Source organism: Clostridium sp. E02, from assembly GCF_003833015.1.
Lineage (GTDB): Bacteria > Bacillota > Clostridia > Lachnospirales > Lachnospiraceae > Lacrimispora.
This window is the reverse complement of the sequence record NZ_RJLQ01000023.1, coordinates 31137-53291: the sequence shown is the minus strand read 5'-3', so window position 1 is coordinate 53291 and position 22155 is coordinate 31137. Positions and strand designations below refer to the sequence as shown.

22 protein-coding genes and 2 other annotated features (1 of these 24 cut by a window edge) are annotated in these 22155 nt (G+C 41.2%); of the genes, 13 read left to right on the top strand and 9 right to left on the bottom strand.

Annotated features, from left to right (window positions below; translation table 11 throughout):
• Nucleotides 1–5 precede the first annotated feature (5 nt).
• The 5 genes from EFT72_RS16155 to EFT72_RS16135 are packed head-to-tail and all read left to right on the top strand — an operon-like array spanning nucleotide 6 to nucleotide 3749.
• Nucleotides 6–929: an RnfABCDGE type electron transport complex subunit D gene (locus EFT72_RS16155; RefSeq protein WP_124067955.1), complete on the top strand. Its 924-nt coding sequence runs from the start codon at nucleotides 6–8 to the stop codon at nucleotides 927–929.
• A 1-nt stretch (nucleotide 930) separates the two neighbouring features.
• Nucleotides 931–1545: an RnfABCDGE type electron transport complex subunit G gene (locus EFT72_RS16150; protein WP_124067954.1), complete on the top strand. Its 615-nt coding sequence runs from the start codon at nucleotides 931–933 to the stop codon at nucleotides 1543–1545.
• Nucleotides 1546–1556: 11 nt separating this feature from the next.
• Nucleotides 1557–2351, top strand: coding sequence for an electron transport complex subunit E (locus tag EFT72_RS16145; RefSeq protein ID WP_124067953.1), 795 nt, complete (start codon nucleotides 1557–1559; stop codon nucleotides 2349–2351).
• Between the two features lie 12 nt (nucleotides 2352–2363).
• The gene (locus EFT72_RS16140; RefSeq protein WP_124067952.1) at nucleotides 2364–2942 is read left to right on the top strand and encodes an electron transport complex protein RnfA; all 579 of its coding nucleotides are present in this window, start codon (nucleotides 2364–2366) and stop codon (nucleotides 2940–2942) included.
• A gap of 18 nt (nucleotides 2943–2960) precedes the next feature.
• Nucleotides 2961–3749, top strand: a complete 789-nt coding sequence (locus EFT72_RS16135; RefSeq protein ID WP_124067951.1) for an RnfABCDGE type electron transport complex subunit B — start codon at nucleotides 2961–2963, stop codon at nucleotides 3747–3749.
• A 54-nt stretch (nucleotides 3750–3803) separates the two neighbouring features.
• Here EFT72_RS16135 and uxaC read toward each other — a convergent pair whose 3' ends face one another.
• Nucleotides 3804–5201: a glucuronate isomerase gene (gene uxaC / locus EFT72_RS16130; RefSeq protein WP_124067950.1), complete on the bottom strand. Its 1398-nt coding sequence runs from the start codon at nucleotides 5199–5201 to the stop codon at nucleotides 3804–3806.
• A gap of 24 nt (nucleotides 5202–5225) precedes the next feature.
• The gene (locus EFT72_RS16125) at nucleotides 5226–6227 is read right to left on the bottom strand and encodes a LacI family DNA-binding transcriptional regulator (protein ID WP_124067949.1); all 1002 of its coding nucleotides are present in this window, start codon (nucleotides 6225–6227) and stop codon (nucleotides 5226–5228) included.
• A 214-nt stretch (nucleotides 6228–6441) separates the two neighbouring features.
• Between EFT72_RS16125 and EFT72_RS16120 the strand changes: the two genes are divergently transcribed.
• From EFT72_RS16120 to EFT72_RS16105, 4 genes are all read left to right on the top strand, one after another.
• The gene (locus EFT72_RS16120) at nucleotides 6442–7203 is read left to right on the top strand and encodes an IclR family transcriptional regulator (protein WP_124067948.1); all 762 of its coding nucleotides are present in this window, start codon (nucleotides 6442–6444) and stop codon (nucleotides 7201–7203) included.
• Nucleotides 7204–7311: 108 nt separating this feature from the next.
• Entirely contained in the window at nucleotides 7312–7962 is a 651-nt protein-coding gene (locus EFT72_RS16115; RefSeq protein ID WP_124067947.1) for a bifunctional 2-keto-4-hydroxyglutarate aldolase/2-keto-3-deoxy-6-phosphogluconate aldolase, read from the top strand.
• A 41-nt stretch (nucleotides 7963–8003) separates the two neighbouring features.
• A complete protein-coding gene (locus EFT72_RS16110; protein ID WP_124067946.1) occupies nucleotides 8004–9035 on the top strand; it encodes a sugar kinase in 1032 nt (343 codons plus the stop codon).
• A gap of 105 nt (nucleotides 9036–9140) precedes the next feature.
• On the top strand, nucleotides 9141–10166 hold the full coding sequence (locus EFT72_RS16105; protein ID WP_124067945.1) for a sugar kinase: 1026 nt from the start codon (nucleotides 9141–9143) through the stop codon (nucleotides 10164–10166).
• A 52-nt stretch (nucleotides 10167–10218) separates the two neighbouring features.
• On the opposite strand, the gene EFT72_RS16100 is transcribed toward EFT72_RS16105, so the two are convergent.
• From EFT72_RS16100 to EFT72_RS16085, 4 genes are all read right to left on the bottom strand, one after another.
• Nucleotides 10219–10866: a 4Fe-4S binding protein gene (locus tag EFT72_RS16100; protein ID WP_124067944.1), complete on the bottom strand. Its 648-nt coding sequence runs from the start codon at nucleotides 10864–10866 to the stop codon at nucleotides 10219–10221.
• A gap of 127 nt (nucleotides 10867–10993) precedes the next feature.
• Nucleotides 10994–11767 (bottom strand): ATP-binding cassette domain-containing protein, encoded by a 774-nt coding sequence (locus tag EFT72_RS16095; protein WP_124067943.1) that lies wholly within the window; start codon nucleotides 11765–11767, stop codon nucleotides 10994–10996.
• Nucleotides 11760–12644, bottom strand: a complete 885-nt coding sequence (locus EFT72_RS16090) for an ABC transporter permease (RefSeq protein ID WP_124067942.1) — start codon at nucleotides 12642–12644, stop codon at nucleotides 11760–11762. The genes EFT72_RS16095 and EFT72_RS16090 overlap by 8 nt, the downstream gene beginning before the upstream one ends.
• A 43-nt stretch (nucleotides 12645–12687) precedes the next feature.
• On the bottom strand, nucleotides 12688–13710 hold the full coding sequence (locus EFT72_RS16085) for an ABC transporter substrate-binding protein (protein WP_124067941.1): 1023 nt from the start codon (nucleotides 13708–13710) through the stop codon (nucleotides 12688–12690).
• A gap of 84 nt (nucleotides 13711–13794) precedes the next feature.
• Nucleotides 13795–14036 (bottom strand) — a binding site (T-box leader).
• A 179-nt stretch (nucleotides 14037–14215) separates the two neighbouring features.
• Between EFT72_RS16085 and EFT72_RS16080 the strand changes: the two genes are divergently transcribed.
• Nucleotides 14216–14728 (top strand): isochorismatase family cysteine hydrolase, encoded by a 513-nt coding sequence (locus EFT72_RS16080; protein ID WP_124067940.1) that lies wholly within the window; start codon nucleotides 14216–14218, stop codon nucleotides 14726–14728.
• A gap of 79 nt (nucleotides 14729–14807) precedes the next feature.
• Here EFT72_RS16080 and aroA read toward each other — a convergent pair whose 3' ends face one another.
• From aroA to aroF, 3 genes are read right to left on the bottom strand one after another with little or no spacing between them, the layout of a single operon-like run.
• The gene (gene aroA / locus EFT72_RS16075) at nucleotides 14808–16097 is read right to left on the bottom strand and encodes a 3-phosphoshikimate 1-carboxyvinyltransferase (protein ID WP_124067939.1); all 1290 of its coding nucleotides are present in this window, start codon (nucleotides 16095–16097) and stop codon (nucleotides 14808–14810) included.
• 14 nt (nucleotides 16098–16111) lie between these two features.
• Nucleotides 16112–17209, bottom strand: coding sequence for a prephenate dehydrogenase (locus tag EFT72_RS16070; RefSeq protein WP_124067938.1), 1098 nt, complete (start codon nucleotides 17207–17209; stop codon nucleotides 16112–16114).
• Complete coding sequence (gene aroF / locus EFT72_RS16065) at nucleotides 17202–18221, bottom strand: 3-deoxy-7-phosphoheptulonate synthase (protein ID WP_124067937.1); 1020 nt, start codon at nucleotides 18219–18221, stop codon at nucleotides 17202–17204. The genes EFT72_RS16070 and aroF overlap by 8 nt, the downstream gene beginning before the upstream one ends.
• 205 nt (nucleotides 18222–18426) lie before the next feature.
• On the opposite strand from aroF, the gene EFT72_RS16060 reads away from it, so the two are divergent.
• From EFT72_RS16060 to EFT72_RS16050, 3 genes are all read left to right on the top strand, one after another.
• Nucleotides 18427–18837: a hypothetical protein gene (locus EFT72_RS16060; protein WP_124067936.1), complete on the top strand. Its 411-nt coding sequence runs from the start codon at nucleotides 18427–18429 to the stop codon at nucleotides 18835–18837.
• 154 nt (nucleotides 18838–18991) lie between these two features.
• Nucleotides 18992–21088, top strand: a complete 2097-nt coding sequence (locus tag EFT72_RS16055) for an elongation factor G (protein WP_124067935.1) — start codon at nucleotides 18992–18994, stop codon at nucleotides 21086–21088.
• A 59-nt stretch (nucleotides 21089–21147) separates the two neighbouring features.
• Nucleotides 21148–22062, top strand: a complete 915-nt coding sequence (locus EFT72_RS16050) for a type II CAAX endopeptidase family protein (protein WP_124067934.1) — start codon at nucleotides 21148–21150, stop codon at nucleotides 22060–22062.
• Nucleotides 22063–22106: 44 nt separating this feature from the next.
• Nucleotides 22107–22155 (top strand) — a binding site (T-box leader) (it continues 194 nt past the right edge of the window).

The window sequence follows — 22155 nt, the reverse complement described above, 5'->3', positions numbered from 1 at the left end:
GGAGAATGAGTAAATTATTAAACGTATCATCATCACCTCATGTAAGGGATCGGATCACAACACAGAATATTATGCTTGATGTTGCGATTGCTATGCTCCCTGTAACTGCGTATGGTGTATATCAGTTTGGAATAAAAGCTGCCCTTGTTTTACTGGTCAGTGTTTTGTCTTGTGTATTAAGTGAATATGTATTTGAAACTTTAATGGGGAAACCAGTAACCGTTGGTGACGGAAGTGCTTTGGTAACTGGTATGATCTTAGGACTCAACATGCCACCGGCTCTCCCATTGTGGATGCCATTTTTGGGCGGTATCTTTGCAGTGATTGTTGTAAAGCAATTATATGGTGGATTGGGTCAGAACTTTATGAACCCAGCTTTGGCTGCCAGATGTTTCCTTTTGATTTCTTTTGCTGGTCCTATGACTACGTTTACATACAATGACGCAGTTGTAAGCCCGACACCACTTGCTGCATTCAAGGCAGGTCAGGTAGTTGATACAACTGCAATGTTTATAGGTAAGATTCCAGGAACGATTGGTGAAGTATCGGTGATTGCATTGTTAATTGGTGCAGCCTACTTAATAATCAGGAAAGTGATTTCCATTCGAATTCCTGCCGTTTATTTAATCACATTTTCTCTTTTTGTATTTATATTTGGGCAGCATGATCTGATGTATGTACTGACTCATTTGTGTGGCGGTGGTATTATTTTTGGCGCATTTTTTATGGCTACGGATTATACAACCAGTCCAATAACGCCCAAGGGACAAATTTATTTCGGTATCCTGTTAGGGGTACTCACTGGCTTGTTCCGTCTTTTTGGTGGTTCCGCAGAAGGAGTTTCCTATGCGATTATCATTAGTAATATTATGGTACCTTTGATAGAGAAGATTTCACTTCCTATTGCATTTGGAAAGGGGGGGAAGTAAGATGAAAAAAGGCGGTTATATGAAAGACGCTTTTGTTTTATTTTTGATTACCCTGTTCTCCGGTTTTTTACTGGGCGGCGCTTATCAGATTACGAAAGCTCCGATTGAAAAAGCGACTGTGGCAGCTAATCTAGAGGCATATAAAGCGGTCTTTCCTGACGCAGATGACTTTCAGACTAAGGATGAGATGGCAAAATCCATTGAAACATGTAATGAGGAACTGCTGACACAGAAGTTTGGCAAAGTTGGAGTTGAGAAAGCACTCGAAGCAGTAGACGAAAGCGGAAACGTACTTGGATATGTAATCACTTCCTACTCAGATGACAGTTATGGCGGTACCGTTCGTATTTCCGTTGGAATCAAAGAGGACGGCACCATGAACGGAATTGAATTTCTGACAATCAGTGATACTCCAGGACTTGGATTAAAGGCAGAAGAACCTGCATTTAAGGATCAATATGCTGGAAAGAACTCAGAGTCTTTGACGGTTGTTAAGTCAGGCAATGCAGGAGATTCAGAAATCAATGCCATCAGTGGTGCAACCATTACATCTAGCGCAACAACAAACGCAGTCAATGCAGCATTGTTTTATGTGCACAACTATATCAACCAGTAGGAGGTGGGAAAATGAGCAACAAATATTCAGAACGTTTATTTAACGGAATTGTAAAAGAAAACCCGACCTTTATGCTGATGCTTGGTATGTGTCCGACTTTGGCAGTTACAACTTCTGCAGTCAATGGTGCGGGAATGGGACTTTCGACTACTTTGGTCCTGTTGTTTTCTAATATGATTATATCTGCGATGCGTAAAGTGATTCCAGATCGTGTGAGAATCCCAGCGTATATTGTTATCGTAGCAACTTTAGTTACGATCGTGCAGCTTCTATTACAGGCGTATGTTCCTAGTCTGTATTCTGCACTTGGAATCTATATTCCATTGATTGTAGTTAACTGTATTATCTTAGGTCGTGCGGAGTCTTATGCTTCTAAAAACGGAGTTCTCTTATCAACGTTTGATGGAATTGGTATGGGGCTTGGATTTACCATTGCACTTACTTGTATCGGTATTGTCCGTGAGATTTTAGGATCAGGCGCTGTGTTTGGTCATGCATTTATTCCGGAAAGTTATCACATTGCGATCTTTGTATTGGCTCCAGGAGCATTCTTTGTACTGGCAATCTTAACAGCACTTCAAAATAAGTTTAAAGCTCCATCTGCAACCAATGGATCTGTTGTTTCTTCTAAACTAGCTTGTGGTGGAAACTGTGCTTCCTGTTCTGGTTCCTCATGCATGTCCAATCATGAAGTTTTGGAAACCAGAAAAAGACAGGCAGAAGAAGAGGCCCTGCAGGCAAAGAAGGCAGAAGTTGCGAAGAAAGAAGCGGATTTAAAAGCTGCGACTTCAAAGAAAGAGGATTAGGAGGATGGATAGATGAAAGAATTAATATTAATTGCCTTTGGTGCCGCACTGGTTAACAACGTAGTGCTAAGCCAGTTTCTCGGTTTATGTCCATTCCTTGGAGTTTCCAAAAATGTGAAGACTTCTGCCGGTATGGGCGGAGCAGTTATTTTTGTTATGGTCATTGCATCGTTTGTGACTGGTTTGATTTACAAATGGATTCTTTCTGGAGGACTCCACTTGGAATTTCTTCAGACCATTGTATTTATTCTGGTGATTGCAGCATTGGTACAGTTTGTAGAGATGTTCTTGAAGAAAGCAGTACCTCCGCTTTATGAGGCGCTTGGTGTCTATCTTCCTCTGATTACTACCAACTGTGCAGTATTAGGTGTTGCTCTGACAAGTGTACAAAAAAGCTATAATATATTAGAAAGTGTCGTAAATGGTATTGGAACTTCTTTGGGATTTACCATTGCCATTGTTATGTTGGCTGGTATCCGTGAGAGAATCGAAAATAATGACATTCCGTATTCCTTTAAGGGATCACCGATTGTTTTGATTACCTCTGGCCTGATGGCAATCGCATTTTTCGGATTTTCCGGATTAATTTAATAGGGAGGAAACGAAAGAATGGTAGCAGGTATAATTTATGCGGCACTGGTCGTAGGAATCATCGGTATTTTAATCGGTGTGTTCTTAGGAATAGCCAGTGAGAAATTTAAAGTAGAAGTAGATGAGAAGGAGATTCTTATCCGAAATGAACTCCCTGGTAACAACTGCGGAGGCTGTGGATACGCAGGATGTGATGCATTGGCAAAAGCGATCGCAGCTGGTCAGGCAGAAGTGTCGGCTTGTCCAGTAGGCGGTGCATCTACATCGGAAAAGATCGGTGAGATCATGGGAGTTTCAGCCGGTTCAACCGAAAAGAAGGTTGCATTTGTAAAATGCAAAGGAACTTGTGATAAGACAAAGGTTCAGTATAATTATTATGGGATTGACGATTGTCGCAAAGTCTCTGTGGTACCTGGATCTGGTGAAAAAGCATGCGTTTATGGTTGCATGGGATATGGTTCCTGTGTAAAGGCGTGTGAATTTGATGCGATCCACGTTGTTGACGGAGTCGCAGTTGTAGACAAAGAAAAATGTGTGGCCTGTGGCAAATGTGTGGCTTCCTGTCCAAACGCTTTGATTGAGCTAGTTCCATATAAAGCAAAGCATCTCGTACAGTGTAATTCCCATGATAAGGGAAAAGATGTGAAACTCAAATGTGGTGCAGGTTGTATTGGATGCACCCTCTGCATCAAGCAGTGTGAATTTGATGCAATCCATATGGATAATAATGTTGCAGTGATTGATTATGAGAAATGTACCAATTGCGGAAAATGCGCAGCCAAGTGTCCAGTAAAAGTAATACAGTAATTTTAAAGAGCCCGCTCCATTTAATGGAACGAGCTCTTTTTTGTCGTGATTGGATTAGAATCCGAAATAGTTCATGGTATTATTATAAGAAATTCCTTCAATCATTTCTTTCAGTGCTTTCTGATCATCAGGATATTCTCCATTATCAACCCAGCCACCGACTAATTCACAAAGAATCCTGCGGAAATACTCATGTCTGGTATAGGATAAAAAGCTTCTGGAATCGGTCAGCATACCGATGAAATTGCCAAGGCACCCTAAGTTAGCCAAGGAGATCATCTGCTCAGTCATGCCGGTCTTGTTATCATTAAACCACCATGCAGAGCCCTGCTGGATCTTACCAGGATACTGACTCTGGAAGCAGCCTAAGATGGTGCCGATGGAAGCATTGTCATTGGGATTTAGAGAGTACAGGATTGTTTTTGGTACTTCATCTGTAGCACTTAACGCATTTAAGAAATCAGCCATCTGTGCGGAGGGAGCATAATTGTTGATGCAGTCAAAACCAGTATCAGGACCCAGCTTTTCAAACATCAGGGCATTGTTATCTCTCTTACAGCCATAATGAAGCTGCATCACCCAACCCATGCGATTATATTCTTTAGCAGCAAAGAGCATGAATGCAGTTTTATATTTTAATTCATCTTCTTTTGTCAGTTCTTCGTTGGAAAGCCCTTTTGTAAAGATAGCGTTCAGTTCTTCCTCTCCGGCAGGAGCATACATCACGTACTCAAGCGCATGATCGGATACACAGCAGCCCTGGCTTTTAAAGAATTCCATACGATTTTTAAGAGCCTCTTTTAAGGTGGCGAAATCCTTGATCTTTACTCCACTTGCATCCGATAATTTAGTCATATACACAGCAAAATCAGATTTCTCAATGTTCATGGCTTTATCCGGTCTCCATGCAGGAAGGACCTTTACGGAAAAGGATGAGTCAGAAGCAAGTTTCTGGTGCCATTCTAAGGTATCCGCTGGGTCATCGGTTGTACAAATAACCGTAACGTTTGACTGTGTAATCAGGTTACGGACACTCATAGAATTCTGATGAAGTTTTTCGTTGCATAAGTTCCACACTTCTTCAGCGGTATCTCCGTTTAAGTATCCCGTATATCCAAAATATCTCTGCAATTCCAGATGGCTCCAGTGATAGAGTGGATTGCCGATTAATTTAGATAAGGTCTCGGCCCATTTTTGAAATTTCTCCCGGTCCGTTGCGTTACCAGTGATGTACTTTTCTTCCACACCGTTCGAACGCATCTGACGCCATTTATAGTGATCGCCGCCTAACCATACCTGAGTGATGGTATCGAACTTACGGTCTTCGAAAATCTCCTGTGGATTAATGTGACAGTGATAGTCTACGACGGGCATTTTTTCTGCATAATTATGATAGAGATCTTTTGCTGCGTCTGTTGACAATAAAAAATCTTTGTCCATAAACTGTTTCATGTTGAAAGTCCTCCTTATATATGATTAAAAATTTGTGGTACCTCGTTTTACAAGCTCCGGGGTTATGGTGGTTTTTGCCGGAACGTTTCCGCCTTCCAGCACTTTCATTAAGGTATTTACGGTTGTGGTGCACAGAGCCTCTACTTTGTTGTCGACCGTAGTGATTTCTGGTGAGGTACATCGTGACAAGATGGAATTATTATATCCAATGATGCTAAAATTCTCTGGAATTTTAAAACCGGCCTGATTTGCATATTTTACCGCACCAACTGCCAAAATATCCTCAGCGGCCAAAACGGAGTCAAAAAAGATTCCAGATTCAGAAAGTTCTTTCAATTGCAAAAGAGCCGCGTCTGGATCTTTCTGGCAAAGAACCATTCGCTCTTCCCGTAATGGAATGTTAGAATCAAGGGTTGCATCTTGATAACCAGAACGTTTGCTTAAACTACTGAAGGAATTTCCAGAGTAAAGATATAGAATCGATTTGCTCCCAGATTGATAGAGTTGTCTGGCAGCGTGATAAACAGCAGCATGATCATCGCATACCGTACTATAAATTTGTTTCCCTTCCAGATAGCCATTGACCAGCATAAGTGGAATCTCCTTTGCGGCCTCTAAAAGATAGGCGTTGTCCTTGGGTCTGGATTCAATATAGTGAGAACCCGTCAGTATAATGGCATCGACCCGTTTGGATCGCAGTAGTTCCAAATACTTCTTCTTTGTTTCAGGAAGATAGCCGCTGCAGCATAGAATCGAGTCGTAACCATATCCCCGTAATTCCTTTTCCAGACAGGAGATTGCTTCTGCAAGCCAGGAATCAGAAGAGTCGGCACACATAATTCCAATGGTTTTCATACTGTTTAATCCCAGACTTCTGGCAAACACATTAGGGGTGTAACCCAACTCATCCATGACAGCAAGAACCCGTTTTCTGGTCTTATCGCTGACGTTTGGATTGCCGTTGATTACACGGGAAACGGTGGCGATAGAAACTTGAGCATGTTCGGAAACATCGTAGATATTCAAAAACATCACCTCCGTAATTGTAAGTATTTACATACCAAGAATATTATACATAACTATTAGAAATAATACAATCCCTGATTTCTTCTTTTCCGAAAAAGGAACGAATTTTGCGTATATTTTTGTAACTGCTTACAAATACTTCGTATATACGAAATTAATCTTGCATTTATTTGGCAATCCGGAGTATACTAGGACGTAGAAATGGAGGATAACCATGAAACGAAACAGAACAACCCAAAGGACCGTGGAAATTCTGAAGCTGATCTCTAAATCTCCCGATGGTACAACCTTAGATGAATTATGTGATAAGCTTAATCTCCCCAAAACCAGTGCTTACGACATAGTGACGACTCTTGCAGAGATGAGCATGGTAAATGTAACAAGAGGGCAGAAACAAAACTATACCATAGGTTTAATGGCTTATCGAATTGGCGTTAACTATACCAACAATTTGGATTTCATTGGAATAATAGAACCTCTTTTAAAAGCATTTTCCAGAGAAGTAGGAAAAACTGTATTTTTTGGAATTCCATCGGATCATTATGTTGTATACATATGCAAATTTGAACCAGAGAACCCTATCATTACAACTGCAACCGTAGGATCTAAGAATCCTATGTATTGTACCTCTCTGGGTAAGGTGATTCTTGCTTATATAGAAGATGAGAGGAGAGAGCAGATCATGAACCGCATCCGTTTTACAAAATATACAGACCGGACGATTAAAAATAAAGAACAGCTGCTATGGGAACTGGAGCGCGTCAAAGAAAGAGGATATGCGTTTGATGCAAGGGAAATGGAAGAACATATGCAATGCGTTGGTGCACCCGTTTTTGATCAGGATGGCAACGTTCTTGGAGCAATCAGTGTATCTAGCTTGTATAAGCCGGCAGAGGATTACGAAGCCCTTGGAAAACTGGTGATGAGAAAGGGGCTGGAGGTTTCCCAGTTATTAGGGTTTCTTGGAAAAATATAAGGATTACCTGTTGACAAAATAGCTTGAAACGATTAATATTCAAGTATAAGAATCGTAAATAAGAAGTTAATTCGCATTTACGAATTTAAAGAAGGAGAGAAATCAATCATGAAAAAAGAACAGGTTTTATCAAAGATGAAAAAAGACTGTCTGGTTGCTGTTGTTCGCGCAAAAAATTTAGACCATGGCGAAAAAGTAGTAGATGCAATCATTGCTGGTGGAATTAATTTCATTGAAATTACTATGACTATGGATGAAGGAAATCCCATTGAATTCATCGCAAAAATGTCTGAAAAATATAGCGACAATCAGGATGTTGTAATTGGCGCAGGTACCGTACTGGATCCAGAAACTGCAAGAGCAACCATTCTTGCTGGGGCCAACTATGTCGTAAGCCCAGGATTAAATGTAGAGACCATTAAGCTTTGCAATCGTTACAAAGTTCCGATGCTTCCAGGTGTTATGACACCAACCGAAGCGATTACTGCATTGGAAAGTGGATGCGATATTATTAAGATTTTCCCAGGCAATATTATGGGACCATCTGCAATTAGTTCATTCAAAGGACCACTTCCTCAGGGTGATTTTATGCCATCCGGTGGAGTTGATGTGGATAACGTTGATAAATGGATTAAGGCAGGAGCTTATGCAGTTGGAACAGGCAGCAGTTTGACCAAAGGCGCCAATACAGGCGATTTTGCTGCAGTAACAGCAAAAGCAAAAGAATTCGTTTTAGCAGTAGCAGCAGCACGTAAATAAATTATAAAAAATTACAACAGAGTGTAAGGAGAGTATACAATATGGCTAAGATCGTTACCATGGGTGAGATCATGTTAAGATTATCTACACCGAACAATGAAAAATTTATTCAGGCAGATGAATTTGATGTTAATTACGGGGGAGGAGAAGCAAATGTAGCTGTTTCTCTAGCAAACTATGGTCACAATGTGGAATTTGTAACAGCAGTACCAAAGAATCCAATTGGTGATTGTGCAGTTGCAGCATTGAGAAAATACAACGTTGGAACAAAGCATATTGCAAAAGGCGGAGAAAGACTTGGCATTTACTTTTTAGAGACTGGATCAGCGATGAGAGCTTCTTCTGTTGTATATGACAGAGCACATTCTTCTATCTCAACAGCAGTTGCTGCTGATTTTAATTTTGATGAGATCTTTGACGGTGTGGATTGGTTCCATTTTACAGGAATCACACCTGCAGTTAGTGATGAAGCAGCAGAACTGACTGAAATTGCTTTAAAAGCAGCAAAAGCCCATGGAGTTACTGTTTCCGTTGACTTAAACTTCCGCAAAAAATTATGGTCCTCTGAGAAAGCTCAGAAAGTCATGACCAATTTAATGCAGTATGTTGATGTCTGCATTGGAAATGAAGAAGACGCAGAAAAAGTTCTTGGATTTAAGCCAGGTAACACAGATGTAACCACAGGAGAGCTGGAGTTACAGGGTTATGTTGATATCTTTAATCAGATGGTCGACAAATTTAATTTCAAATATGTAATTAGTTCCTTACGTGAGAGCCATTCCGCGTCAGACAACGGTTGGTCTGCATGCATTATGGATGGAAAAACTCGTGAATTCTATCATTCTAAAAAATATCATATCACCCCAATCGTTGACCGAGTAGGCGGCGGTGACTCATTTGCAGCTGGTGTTGTTTGTGGTATGGCTGATGGAAAAGATTTCAAGAGTGCGTTAGAGTATGCAGTTGCTGCTTCCGCATTAAAGCACACCATTCCTGGTGACTTTAACTTGGTTTCAAGAGAAGATGTTGACAATCTTGCAGGCGGTGATGGATCTGGCCGTGTGCAGAGATAGTTTTAGAGCCTGCTAGTAGCAGAGTTCATACTTTGAGTGAATATGTGAGAATTGGGGGTCATGATGAATGACCCCCTTTTTGAAAGTTATGGAGGAAATATCAAAATGAGTGACAGACCATTTGATTTATTGAGCCTGGGAGAACTGCTTTTGCGCCTGTCTCCGGCAGGGGTGGAAAGACTGGTTCGGGGCGAGTCCTTTCAAAAACAGGTGGGAGGAGCAGAACTAAACGTAGCAGTAGGCGCCTCTTTATTAGGGCTGCACACTGGTGTCGTTACCCAACTTCCATCCAATGATATGGGAAACTTTGTGAAAAATAAAGTCCGTTCTTATGGGATCAGTGATGATTATTTTGTATATGATCAAAGTTCCGATGCCAGACTGGGACTTTATTATTACGAATATGGAGCGTATCCCAGGAAACCAAAAGTTATTTATGATAGAAAGAACAGCTCTTTTTATAACATCACAGAAGAATCATTTTCAGAAGACATGTATCAGGCTACTACCTGCTTTCATACCACAGGAATCACTCTTGCACTGTGTGAGAATACCAGAGTCACAGCCATTGATATGATTCGCAAATTTAAAAAAAGTGGTACGATTATATCATTTGATGTTAACTTTAGGGGGAATTTATGGACAGGAGATGAGGCGAGAGCCTGCATCGAGCAAATCCTGCCATATGTGGATATTTTCTTTTGTTCCGAGGATACGGCTAGACTGACATTTAAAAAAGAGGGCACAGTCAAAGAGATGATGAAAAGCTTTACAGACGATTATCCGATCTCAATTGTGGCTTCGACTCAGAGGATCGTACATAGTCCAAAGAGTCATACATTTGGATCTATCATTTACGATGCTTCCAGGAACGAGTATTATGAGGAAGAACCCTATCGAAATATTGATGTGGTTGATCGGATTGGCAGCGGAGATGCCTATATAGCAGGCGCTCTCTATGGTCTCTTAAGCTCAGGCGGGGACTGTATGAAAGCAGTTCAATATGGTAATGCGACTGCGGCTTTAAAAAATACGATTCCGGGAGATCTGCCGACTTCTGATTTAAGTGAGGTAAATACGATCATACGGGAACACAATGACAAAGGACCACAGAGTGAGATGAGTCGTTAGTTAATCATAAAAAACCGGAAGAAAATCTTTGCAAAGATTTTCTTCCGGTTTTTTATGATTGATCATAGCCAATTGCTTTTTTGGGACAGACAGTGACGCATTTTCCACACTGAATACAATCGGGATGGCTGAGTAAATCCCCTTTGTACTCGTAAGGAACAAGACCAATCGGGCATTTCTTTTCGCAGAGTTTACAAGAAACACAAGAATTAGATACTTTTAATACCCGTTTGTTTTTTTTAAATCGGCTAACCCAGGAGGAGAGAGTACCCATGGGACAGAAGCTACACCAAGTCCGTTGATTGTAAAAGAGAGAGAGGATAATCCCTACAACGGTAGTAACAACAATCAGGCGGTAAAACACCATACCAATTCCATATAAGTTTCCCCAGTTCTGTTTGATTCCAAATCCAAACATACTCAACATGAACACAACCATAAAAGCCCGAAAGCCAGTGCTTTTCAAAAATTTGGGTACCGGTTTGTTCGGCGTAAATTTAATCATTACGTTGTCGTAAAAACTACCTCTTGGGCAAAGATTTCCACACCAGTATCTCCCTCGAAAGAAAGACACGGCAACGGGTGCAGCCATACAGATGACAGCAACTACGGCAAATCTCAAATCAAAAAGACCAGATATCACAAACATGACAAGTAACAGGAATGAATATTTTTTCCATAATAAAGATAACGTTTTCATAAAATCCTCCTCATAAATACATAGCAAAGAAGCTAAAGTTCGGTTTACCGACTATATATGATTATAAAGATTTTATAAAACAAAACAGTGACTTTATCACAGTCACGAAAGAGCTTGACAAATATTTTTAATTCCCGCATTCAATGCTGATTTCATTGAATTTATCTAGAATGAAATTGGTATTTATATTTGCTTTTTCGGTTTCGGATTTGTCAATAATTGCTTTTCCCTGGTGCATCATCAACAGACGATTTCCATATTCTTGTGCATAACGCAGGTTGTGGGTCACCATAATGGTAGTTAGCTTCTTCTCTTTCACGATTTTATCCGTCAAAGCCATAATGGTTTCCGCAGTCTTTGGATCCAGTGCAGCGGTATGTTCGTCCAGGATTAAAAATTCTATGGGGGTCATCGTGGACATAAGTAGAGCCATTGCCTGCCTCTGTCCTCCGGAGAGAACACCAACTTTTACATTCATTTTATCTTCCAGACCAAGAGACAGTGATCGAAGCTGTTCTCTATAAAAATCAATTCTCTGTTTGTTTGTACCAGGAAGCAAGTTAAAAGGCTTCCCTTTGGTATCAGCAAGTGCCATGTTCTCAACGATGGTCATTTCAGGGCAAGTACCCATGGCAGGATTCTGATAGACTCTGCCAATTCTGCGCTGCCGTTTATATTCTGGCATATTGGTGATATCAGTTCCATTCATGAAAATGGTACCACTGTCTAAAGGGATGCTTCCGCAGATAATATTTAAAAGAGTTGTTTTCCCAGAGCCATTGCTTCCAACAACAGATACAAACTGCTGGTCTTTAATGGTTAAATGAAAGTCATGAAACAAGCACATTTCATTGATCGTTCCTTGATTGTAATATTTATTGATGTCAATTAGTTCAATCATGATGCTTCACCTTTTTCTCCTTTCTGGTGCTGAATACCAGGATAACTAAAAACAAGATGGATGTGACCAGTTTAAGATCCGATGCTTCCATTCCAAGGAAGATGGCTAAGGAGACACAACCCTTGTAAATAATAGATCCTGCAATGACAGCCGTAGTAGATTTTATCAATCCAATCCGCTTAAACAGTTTTGTACCGATGATCACACTGGCAAGACCGATCACAATGGTTCCAGTACCAATACTGATTTCAAAAAAACCTTTATGCTGGCAGTATACGGCACCGGAGAGAGCTGCAAGCCCATTGGCAATGGAAAGACCAATGATTTTTACAGTTCCCTTGTCTTTGGCAAGAGAAGTCACAAGGGTTTCATTATCCCCAACAGCGCGAAGCAGATATCCAGAACGCGTCTTTAAATACTGGTCTAATAGCAGTTTAACAACAATCACGATGATTGCAAGGATAACAATCACAGATATATCAGAGAACGGTTCTGGGAACAAGCGGTTTATAAATTGGTTATCAAAAATGGTATCCTGATTAAAAAAAGCAACATTTGCCTGCCCTGCGATTCTTAAATTTAGAGAATAAAGCGCTGTCATGACAATGATACCAGAGAGAAGATCTCTTACCTTTAATTTGACGTGAATCAGCCCTGTGATGCATCCGGCAAGAGCGCCGGCGAGAAAGGAAAGTAAAAGTGAAACCATTGGATTTACTCCAGCTAATAGCAGAGTAACAGTGACCGCACCTCCAAGAGGAAAGGTTCCATCTACTGACAGATCCGGAAAATCAAGGATCTTATACGTAATGTATACCCCCAGTGCCATAATGGCATAGATGAAACCTTCTTCCATAAAACCTAGTAAAATTGACATGCTTTTATTTCCTCCAATATGGTTCGTATAATTTGGCGCGATACTAGCGGGTAATATCTGTAAAAATTTCAGCAGCTGAATCGGCCAAATTTTTAGGAAGTGTTATTCCCAGCTTTTTAGCTGCTTCTGCATTGCCGTAAAAAGCCGCATCCTTTATGATCTCAAAATTAAGTTCATCTGCATTTGATTCTCCCTTTAATACTTTTGCAGCCATTTTTCCTGTTTGCATTCCCAGGTCCACATAGTCAAGTCCCATAGCAGCCAGGCAACCGATCTTAACCTGCTCGATCTCACTTCCAAACACAGGAATGTTCTTTTTTGCTGCTTTATCTAAGATCATTGGAAGGGAACTTACTACCGTATTATCCGTTAAATTATTCAAACAATCAACCTTTGTTAAGATGTTATCAGCAGCAAGAGGAATATCAGCAGCTGCGGTAACTGGGCCTTCCACAATCTCGAAACCATACTCAGCTGCCGCTGCCTTATACTCCTTGATCGCTGCTTCAGAGTTTATTTCACTGGTACTGTATAAAATTCCGATGGTCTTTGCATCGGGAAGAATGGTACGAATCATTTCCAGCTGTTTTTCTACGGGCAGTTTATCACTGGTACCTGTTATTTTGCCAACCGGTGTCCCATCTTCCTTTGCCAGGGCGGCAGCAACTGGGTCGGTAACTGCTGTGAAAATAACTGGAATGTCTTTCTTTTTTGCTCCGCTATAGGCGGCTTGTGCCATGGGGGTTGCAATGGCACAGATTAAATCTGCTTTTTTGGTAATAAAGTTGTTAATGATCTGGCTGGCAGTTCCACCATCCGCCTGTGCATTTTCATACATAACGGTAAGATTCTTTCCTTCTTCAATGCCTTCTTCTTGCAGTCCTTTTAAAAATCCCTCTCGGCAGTTGTCTAAAGAACCGTGTTCTGCAAATTGACCAATGCCAATGGTATAAGTTTGATTCCCAGTGGAATCAGCAGCACTACCTGGGGTTTTATTGGAAGAGCAACCGGAGAGTGCAGCAGCAGTTAAAGCAGCAAATAGCAGGGTTTTCATAGATTTTTTCATAATATGTATCCTCCTTCATAATTTCAATTTTAATTTAATAAGCGAAAAAAATATAAAAAAAAGTCCCAAGTACGTTATTCCCATACTTGAGACGAATCATTCAATCCGCGGTGCCACTCAAATTGGCTTATTAAGCCCACTTTTCATATACGAACATATATGCCACGGATATAACGGTTGTGGTTTCCGTCAGCCCCTACATAATCATAAGTTCAAGGCTGCCCTCAAAAGTCCATTCAGCTCTCTGCATAATACCGCACTCACACCAACGACGGCTCTCTGTTATTATACTTAAAAAGCTTACTCCTCTTTTTCAACGGTTTTGTCTATTTAATCAATATATTAATGCGTGGAAGCTGATTTGTCAACTAATATTTGAGAAATACGGCTGGAAGGTAGAAATTGTCAGGCTTTCGATGCCGGATATTCTAGTAATCGATTCGCCTCTTTTTCTTCTTAGTGATTTGTGATAAAATGGAAGTATTATCATTGGTGGAGGTCTATTATGAAAAAATTACTAATTGTTGTAGATATGCAGAAGGATTTTATTGATGGTTCCTTAGGAAGCAGGGAAGCGGCGGCGATTGTTCCCAAGGTAAAAAAGAAAATAGAAGAATATAAGGCAGCAGGAGATGAGGTCATCTTTACGCTGGATACCCATGGGGAGAATTATCTGGAATCACTGGAGGGGAGTAAGCTTCCAGTGATTCACTGCGTAAGGGGGACTGATGGCTGGGAACTTGATGATAGAATAAAGGAATTTCAAGGAAAGCGGTTTGAAAAGAGTACGTTTGGCAGCGCGACAATCGGAGCATACGTGACGGGACGTGAGTATGAGTCCATTGAGCTGGTTGGTTTATGTACAGACATCTGCGTGATTTCCAACGCTTTGCTTATGAAAGCCTTTCTTCCGGAGACACCGATTCTGGTGGATTCCTCCTGCTGTGCCGGAGTTACGCAGGTAAGCCATGAGAATGCATTGAACGCAATGAAGGTGTGTCAGATCGAAGTGTCATGATCCGTTTGGAGAGAACAATTAGCGTAAGCGGCATAGAAATAAAAATATCGCCAGCGGCAGAAAGCGACTGGCGATATTTTTAGCGTTTCACAGGACTCTGCAGCTGCTCAAGATCTTGGTAAAAGCCGGGATAGGATATATTCACGCATTCGGCTCTTGAAATTTCGGTCTCTCCTTCGGCACACAGTCCGGTTACGGCAAAGGTCATGGCTATCCTGTGATCCAGATTACTGTTAATGACAGTGCCGTGAAGGGGCTTCCCGCCGCGGATGATCATTCCATCTTCAGTTTCCGTAACATCGGCACCCATGGCGGCCAGGTTTTGTACCATGACTTCTATCCGATTAGATTCCTTTACCTTTAACTCCGCAGCATCCTGAATAACTGTTTCACCCTTGGCAAAGCAGGCCATTGCGGCTATTACAGGAAGCTCGTCAATCAGAGTTGGAATGATGGCTCCTCCGATGACGGTGCCGTGAAGGGAACTGGATCTTACCAGGATATCGGCAGTAGGTTCTCCTGAATCCTTATGAACTTCCAAAAGCGTAAGATCAGCACCCATATCCCGGCATATGTGAAGGAGGCCGTCACGAGTAGGGTTGATGCCCACGTTTTTGATCAAAATTTCTGAATCCGGAACCAACAGGCCTGCGGCGATGAAGTATGCAGCAGAAGAGATGTCTCCCGGAACTACAATCTTATTTCCATAGAGTTCTCTGACAGGATAAATGCAAGCGGTGGTGCCCTCTGTCTGGACATCCGCTCCGAAGCTCTTTAGCATGATTTCCGTGTGATTTCTCGAAACGTATGGTTCTGTAACTTTTGTTTCGCTGTCTGCATAAAGCCCGGCAAGCAGAATTGAAGACTTAATCTGGGCGGAAGCAACCTCACTGTTATAATGAATCCCGTGGAGACTTTGTCCGTTGATTCTGAGTGGGGCGCAGTCATTGTTATTTACACTTTTGATGTCGGCGCCCATTTGTGCAAGCGGTTTCATAATCCGTTTCATGGGGCGTTTTTGTATGGATTCATCGCCAGTTAAAGTGACTCGAAAATTTTGAGCAGAAAGGATTCCGGAGATCAATCTGGTTGTGGTACCGCTGTTTCCACAGTCTAGAATGGTATCTGGCTTTCTTAAGCCATGAAGTCCATTGCCATGTACGGTTACGCGATCCCCTTTGTTCTCAATTTTAATTCCCATGTTTTTAAAACATGAGATTGTTGACAAACAGTCGGCCCCTTGAAGAAAATGGGAAATTTCTGTGGTTCCTTTTGCAATGGAACCAAACATGACGCTGCGATGGGAGATGGATTTGTCTCCTGGGATTGTGATTTCCCCCTTTAAAGGGGAGGCTTTTGTGAATTTCATAAAGAATCCTCTCATTAATTTGATGTTAAATCATAGTGGTAATGTTCCAGTTGTTTCCATGCCTGATTCATGTTCTCCCTGTCATAAAACTCAATGCGCAGAGCCCCTTCCCCTTGTTCCCGGTTATGATTGATGCCTATATTTTTAATGCTGATTCCCTTGGCAGCAAGGATAACCGATAACGTGGAGATGGCGCCAACCTCGTCTGCCATGTCTACCGTGAAGAAATGTTCTGGAGGAATGGAACCGGCTGCGTGTTCCGAAAAGGAATCACGGTATATTCTAGAAGACTGGAAAAGTTCATGGATGTACGGACTGTTTTTGGATTTTAATTCAGCCAGGATCTGATTTAAGGAAGTAATATAACGCTCTAGGATGATGCCCAGATTTTTATGGTTTGTCAAGCATATCTGTTCCCACATCTCTGGCGAAGACGAAGCGATTCTTGTAATATCCTTAAATCCTCCTGCGGCAAGCTGCTTCATAAGTCCCTGTCCGCTATCGGTATCTCTGATCAAATTGACCAAACTGGATGCGATAATATGCGGCAGGTGACTGATTCCGGCCGTAACAAAATCATGTTCCTGATAATCAAGGACAATTGGGAGGGAACCAATCATCGTTGCAATGTTAACCAAGCGATCTGTTTGTCCGGATGTGGTAAGGGTGGTAGGTGTTATGATGTAATAGGCATTCTCTAAAAGATGAGAGGTGGAATTTTCATACCCTGTTTTTTCCGACCCAGCCATGGGATGTCCCCCGATAAAACAGGATTCCATTCCAAGGCGGATCACTTCTTCATGAATGTCTGTTTTCGTGCTGCCTACGTCCGTAATAATAGCTCCCGGTTTTAGAAATGGTTGGATTTGTGAAAGGTAATTGGCGTTGTATTCAACTGGGGTGCAGAGAAAGATCAGATCGCATTCTTTTAATTCTTCTCCAACACCGTTAAGTATCACATCTACAATTCCGTCTTCTTTTGCTTTTAATAACTTTTTGCGAGTCCGCATATAAGCCATGATTTTTGTATCAGGTGCTTCTCGCTTGATCCCTCTGGCGATGGAACCTCCGATGAGACCAAGCCCAATAAAGGCAATGACCGCATCATTCATGGATATCCCTCCCGGAAAGTCTGGCGTAAGGAATCAGTTCTTCCACAAGATGATTAAATTGATCAAACGTAAGGGATTGGGGGCCATCTGACAATGCAGAAGAAGGGCAGGGGTGTACTTCTACAATCAGTCCGTCCGCACCTACAGCAATGGCTGCTTTCGAGATTGGTTCAATATAAGTTCTTACTCCGGTAGAATGACTAGGGTCAATGATAATAGGGAGGTGGCTTTTGGAACGAATCACAGGTACCGCACTGATGTCCAGCGTATTTCTGGTCGCAGTCTCGTATGTACGGATCCCTCTCTCGCAAAGTACGATGTTTTGATTGCCTTCCGATGCAATGTATTCTGCTGCATTGAGCCATTCGTCAATGGTTGCGGAGAGCCCTCTTTTTAACAATACAGGAATTCCGGCTTTTCCAGCTTCTTTTAGCAACTCGAAGTTTTGCATATTTCTGGCACCAATCTGTATCATATCTACATATTTGACAGAAGTTTCAAGAGCCCGAAGACTGGTGACTTCGCAGACAACATTAAGTCCAGTTGCCTCCCTTGCTTCTTTCATATACCTTAGCCCCTCTTCTTCCAGACCCTGGAATGCATAAGGTGAGGTTCTTGGTTTATAGGCGCCTCCTCGTAGAAATTGTGCACCAGCTTTTTTTACTGCATATGCAGTTTCTAAGAGCATATCATGATTCTCGATCGCACATGGACCTGCCATCATAGTAAGATGTCCGGAGCCTATTTTAGCGTTGCCCACAGAGATCACAGAGTCATCTGGATGAAATTTTTTATTTACAAGTTTATAAGGTTCCGTAACGGCCACAATTTTATCGACTCCTTCCATCATTTCTATGTTGGAACCTTCAAGTTTTGTTTTATCACCAACAACTCCAACAATCGTTACTTCTGTCCCTTGAGACAGATGAGCCTGTAGTCCTTTGGCTTCAATTATATATCTGATGTTTTCCACTGCTTCCACAGAGGCTTTTGGTTTCATTATGATAATCATATAGGATCCCCTCTCTTTTAACAAATGATTAATCCTCATTGTAAAGGATAGTTTGAGACTTGTCAACGCTTTTGTACTTTAAACTTTGAAACTTTAAAGCGAATACAATTATGAACTTAGTTATTACAAATATTTACAATAATATTAAGATATGGAAATTTGGATTAAAATCTGTTATAATTATAGAAAATCAGTGGAGGAGTAAATGATGAAAAAAGTATGGAAGAAGATGATTGTTTTTGGAACAACTGGTTTGATTTCGTTTGGTTGTTTGACCTTTTTACGTCAATCTCCCCTGCAAATAGAGGCAAATGCTCAAAATATTTATAATGAAGATACCTCTGAATCTCTGAAATCTGGCTGGAAAAAAGAAGCAGATGGTTGGAAATATAGAAACAGTGATGGCTCTTTTTCACAGGGCTGTTTTGCGGCTGTGGATAATAAGTGGTACTATTTTGATCAAGATGGGTATATGGTAAAAGGCTGGCAGAAGGTGAATGACGACTGGTATTATTTTGATTCCAAAGGTCATATGGTGACAGGTACGATTGAAATAGGTGGTTCTAGTTACTCCTTTGATAAGGGTGGAAAACTAGACAAAGCGTTTGAAGAATAAGATTTATTAAAAAGAGGGCTCAGCCCTCTTTTTTTTGTGTGTTAAGAAAAATGTCGAAAGATATTTGTGCAAATTGCACATTATACTTGCAATTAAAATGCTATTTCAGTAAAATGTGTTATATAAACGATAAGACGGAACAGGAGGAATGTTTATGGATGTGTATGGAACCAAACAGATTCGTAACGTCGCCTTGCTTGGGCATGGTGGTGCTGGAAAAACCACCCTGGCAGAAGCGATGACGTTCGTTACAGGAGCGATCAGCAGAATGGGTAAAGTGATAGATGGAAGTACTATCAGTGATTATGACAAAGAAGAGACAAAAAGACAGTTTTCTATTTCTACATCTCTGATTCCCTTAGAATATGAAGGAGAGGAGGGGAAGCTTAAAATCAATTTATTAGATACGCCTGGTCATTTTGATTTTACAGGTGAAGTAGAAGAAGCAATCAGCGTTGCAGATGGAGCTGTCATAGTGATAAACTGTAAGGCAGGAATCGAAGTGGGAACATTAAAGGCATGGGAACTCTGTAATAAGTACAAACTTCCCAGATTGTTTTTTGTGACCAATATGGATGATGATCAGGCGAGTTACCGTGAATTACTGCTGAAACTAGATAAAGAATTTGGAAGGAAGATCGCACCATTCCATCTCCCCATTCGGGAAAATGAAACGTTTGTAGGATTTGTGAATGTAGTTAAAATGGTTGGACGCCGATTTACTACAGCCAGTGATTATGTGGAATGCAGCATTCCAGAATATAGTAAGAAGAATCTGGGGATTGCTAGGGAAGCGTTAATGGAAGCGGTTGCTGAAACCAGTGAAGAATACATGGAACGCTATTTTTCCGGGGATGCATTCACCCAGAAAGAGATATCCACTGCACTTAGGCAGCATGTCATTGAAGGAGACATTGTACCGGTTTTATTAGGTTCTGGAATCCATGCTCAAGGAGCTAATATGTTACTACAGGCCATTGATAAATATTTCCCATCTCCAGACCGTTATGAGTGCATTGGCGTAGATGTTTCCACTGGGGAACGTTTTACGGCAAAATACAACGGAGATGTCTCTTTATCTGCGCGCGTATTTAAGACGGTTGTAGATCCCTTTATTGGGAAGTATTCCTTATTAAAAATTTGCACTGGAACACTAAAACCGGATTGTAATATCTATAACGTAAATAAAGAAATGGAAGAAAGGGTTGGTAAACTTTATCTGTTAAGAGGAAAAGAATCGATGGAAGTTAAGGAATTAAAAGCAGGAGATATTGGTGCAGTATCCAAACTGAACGTAACGCAGACTGGCGATACCATTGCTCTTCGTTCTGCTCCTATTCTGTATCACCGACCAGATATTTCCACACCTTATACCTATATGCGTTACCGGACCAAAACCAAAGGAGACGATGATAAAGTATCCAATGCGATTAGTAAGCTTATGGAAGAGGACTTGACCTTAAAATCAGTTAATGATAAGGAAAATCGGCAGTCTTTGTTGTATGCAATGGGGGATCAGCAATTAGAGGTAGTGGTTAGCAAATTGTTAAGCCGATACAAAGTCGAGATAGAACTTAGCAAACCTAAATTTGCATTTCGTGAGACGATCCAAAAAAAAGTGGAGGTACAGGGGAGATATAAGAAACAGTCAGGTGGACATGGCCAGTACGGGGATGTGAAGATGATCTTTGAACCAACCAATGATTTGGAAACACCCTATGTGTTTGAAGAGAATGTTTTTGGAGGTGCCGTTCCTAAAAATTATTTTCCTGCAGTGGAGAAAGGAATTGCAGAATGTGTGCGTAAGGGACCCCTTGCTGCTTATCCCATCGTAGGATTAAAAGCCATTTTAACCGATGGATCCTATCATCCGGTGGACTCTTCGGAACTGGCATTTAAGATGGCGGCAACCATGGCATTTAAGAAAGGATTTATGGAGGCGAACCCGGTCTTATTGGAACCGATTGTCACCCTTAAGGTATTAGTCCCTGATTCCTTTACCGGAGATGTTATGGGGGATTTAAACCGAAGGAGAGGCCGTGTGCTTGGGATGGAGTCCAATCATTCAAACAAACAGGTGATTGAAGCGGAGATTCCCATGTCCGAGCTGTTTGGCTATAATACGGATTTACGTTCCATAACAGGTGGAATTGGTACCTATGAATATAAATTCAGCCATTATGAGCAGGCTCCCATGGATGTACAGAAGAAAGAAGTGGAGGAACGGGCGGGAAAAGTGGACACTCTTTAAATTGCACTTCCTACTTATCTATGCTACACTAATAGCATGCTTACAGGAGGTGTGTATGAGTGGAAGATAAGAAAAGAGCAGCCCAAATATTTCGAAGAATTGGATTTGGCTACAGTGCATTCTTAGGAGGATCGATTGTAGTGCAGATCTTGTTTAGATTAATAATGTTTTTGCTTACGAAAGCAGGGATTGCGATCACGGATATGAATGGGTATATGTTTCTGTCTTCATTGGCCAATTACTTAATTGGGGGCAGTGTCGTATATTTGATTATAAGGAATCTACCAACGTCGGGAAAACCAGTGGAACAAAGAGCCGGAAAAGAGTTACTGATCCACTCGTTTTTCATATGTGTCAGTGGGTTGTTTCTAGGTAATATCATGGGGCAGGCTTTGATGAAGCTAGTCAGTGCACTGACAGGAGAGCCAATGATTAATCCCATTGATCAGGTGGTTCGACAGTTAGATCCAGTTACCATACTGATCGTGATGGTCATAATGGCTCCGATTTGTGAAGAATTTTTATTCCGTAAGTTATTGATTGACCGCGTTCGTATCTATGGAGACCGAGCGGCTATTTTGATTTCTGCGATTATCTTTGGATTGAGCCATGGGAATTTTTATCAGTTTTTTTATGCATTTGGAATCGGTCTGGTGCTTGCGTATGTATACATTCGTACTGGACGACTCCGCTATACCATTCTATTTCACATGATCATTAATTTTATGGGTTCTATCATAGCCTTGCAAGTGCAAAAGTCCATTCCGTTAGCATACCTATACTCCCTTTTTCTACTGGGAAGTGTAGTCATCGGCATTGTACTATTCTTTACGAGTCAGAAAAAATGGGTGCTGGAGCAGGGCGAATATGACGTATGGAACAGAGGGAGAAGGAATATAATTTTTCGTAATGCAGGAATGATCTTGTTTTTCCTGATTTCTGCCTTTATTTTTGTTATAACTGAGTTATTCTAAAAGGGTTGACACAATTCTTTGGGTATGATACATTTATTGACAGCATAAATACAATGATTAGGAGTAGTAAGCAGTCTGAAACATACAGAGAGC

Coding starts and splice junctions, on each gene's coding strand:
- EFT72_RS16055 (WP_124067935.1), top strand. CDS start 18,992: ATGGATGTGTATGGAACCAAACAGATTCGTAACGTCGCCTTGCTTGGG.
- EFT72_RS16090 (WP_124067942.1), bottom strand. CDS start 12,644: ATGTCAATTTTACTAGGTTTTATGGAAGAAGGTTTCATCTATGCCATT.
- EFT72_RS16115 (WP_124067947.1), top strand. CDS start 7,312: ATGAAAAAAGAACAGGTTTTATCAAAGATGAAAAAAGACTGTCTGGTT.
- EFT72_RS16095 (WP_124067943.1), bottom strand. CDS start 11,767: ATGATTGAACTAATTGACATCAATAAATATTACAATCAAGGAACGATC.
- EFT72_RS16145 (WP_124067953.1), top strand. CDS start 1,557: ATGAGCAACAAATATTCAGAACGTTTATTTAACGGAATTGTAAAAGAA.
- EFT72_RS16135 (WP_124067951.1), top strand. CDS start 2,961: ATGGTAGCAGGTATAATTTATGCGGCACTGGTCGTAGGAATCATCGGT.
- aroF (WP_124067937.1), bottom strand. CDS start 18,221: ATGATTATCATAATGAAACCAAAAGCCTCTGTGGAAGCAGTGGAAAAC.
- EFT72_RS16070 (WP_124067938.1), bottom strand. CDS start 17,209: ATGAATGATGCGGTCATTGCCTTTATTGGGCTTGGTCTCATCGGAGGT.
- aroA (WP_124067939.1), bottom strand. CDS start 16,097: ATGAAATTCACAAAAGCCTCCCCTTTAAAGGGGGAAATCACAATCCCA.
- EFT72_RS16140 (WP_124067952.1), top strand. CDS start 2,364: ATGAAAGAATTAATATTAATTGCCTTTGGTGCCGCACTGGTTAACAAC.
- EFT72_RS16155 (WP_124067955.1), top strand. CDS start 6: ATGAGTAAATTATTAAACGTATCATCATCACCTCATGTAAGGGATCGG.
- EFT72_RS16100 (WP_124067944.1), bottom strand. CDS start 10,866: ATGAAAACGTTATCTTTATTATGGAAAAAATATTCATTCCTGTTACTT.
- EFT72_RS16150 (WP_124067954.1), top strand. CDS start 931: ATGAAAAAAGGCGGTTATATGAAAGACGCTTTTGTTTTATTTTTGATT.
- EFT72_RS16085 (WP_124067941.1), bottom strand. CDS start 13,710: ATGAAAAAATCTATGAAAACCCTGCTATTTGCTGCTTTAACTGCTGCT.
- EFT72_RS16105 (WP_124067945.1), top strand. CDS start 9,141: ATGAGTGACAGACCATTTGATTTATTGAGCCTGGGAGAACTGCTTTTG.
- EFT72_RS16060 (WP_124067936.1), top strand. CDS start 18,427: ATGATGAAAAAAGTATGGAAGAAGATGATTGTTTTTGGAACAACTGGT.
- EFT72_RS16110 (WP_124067946.1), top strand. CDS start 8,004: ATGGCTAAGATCGTTACCATGGGTGAGATCATGTTAAGATTATCTACA.
- uxaC (WP_124067950.1), bottom strand. CDS start 5,201: ATGAAACAGTTTATGGACAAAGATTTTTTATTGTCAACAGACGCAGCA.
- EFT72_RS16120 (WP_124067948.1), top strand. CDS start 6,442: ATGAAACGAAACAGAACAACCCAAAGGACCGTGGAAATTCTGAAGCTG.
- EFT72_RS16080 (WP_124067940.1), top strand. CDS start 14,216: ATGAAAAAATTACTAATTGTTGTAGATATGCAGAAGGATTTTATTGAT.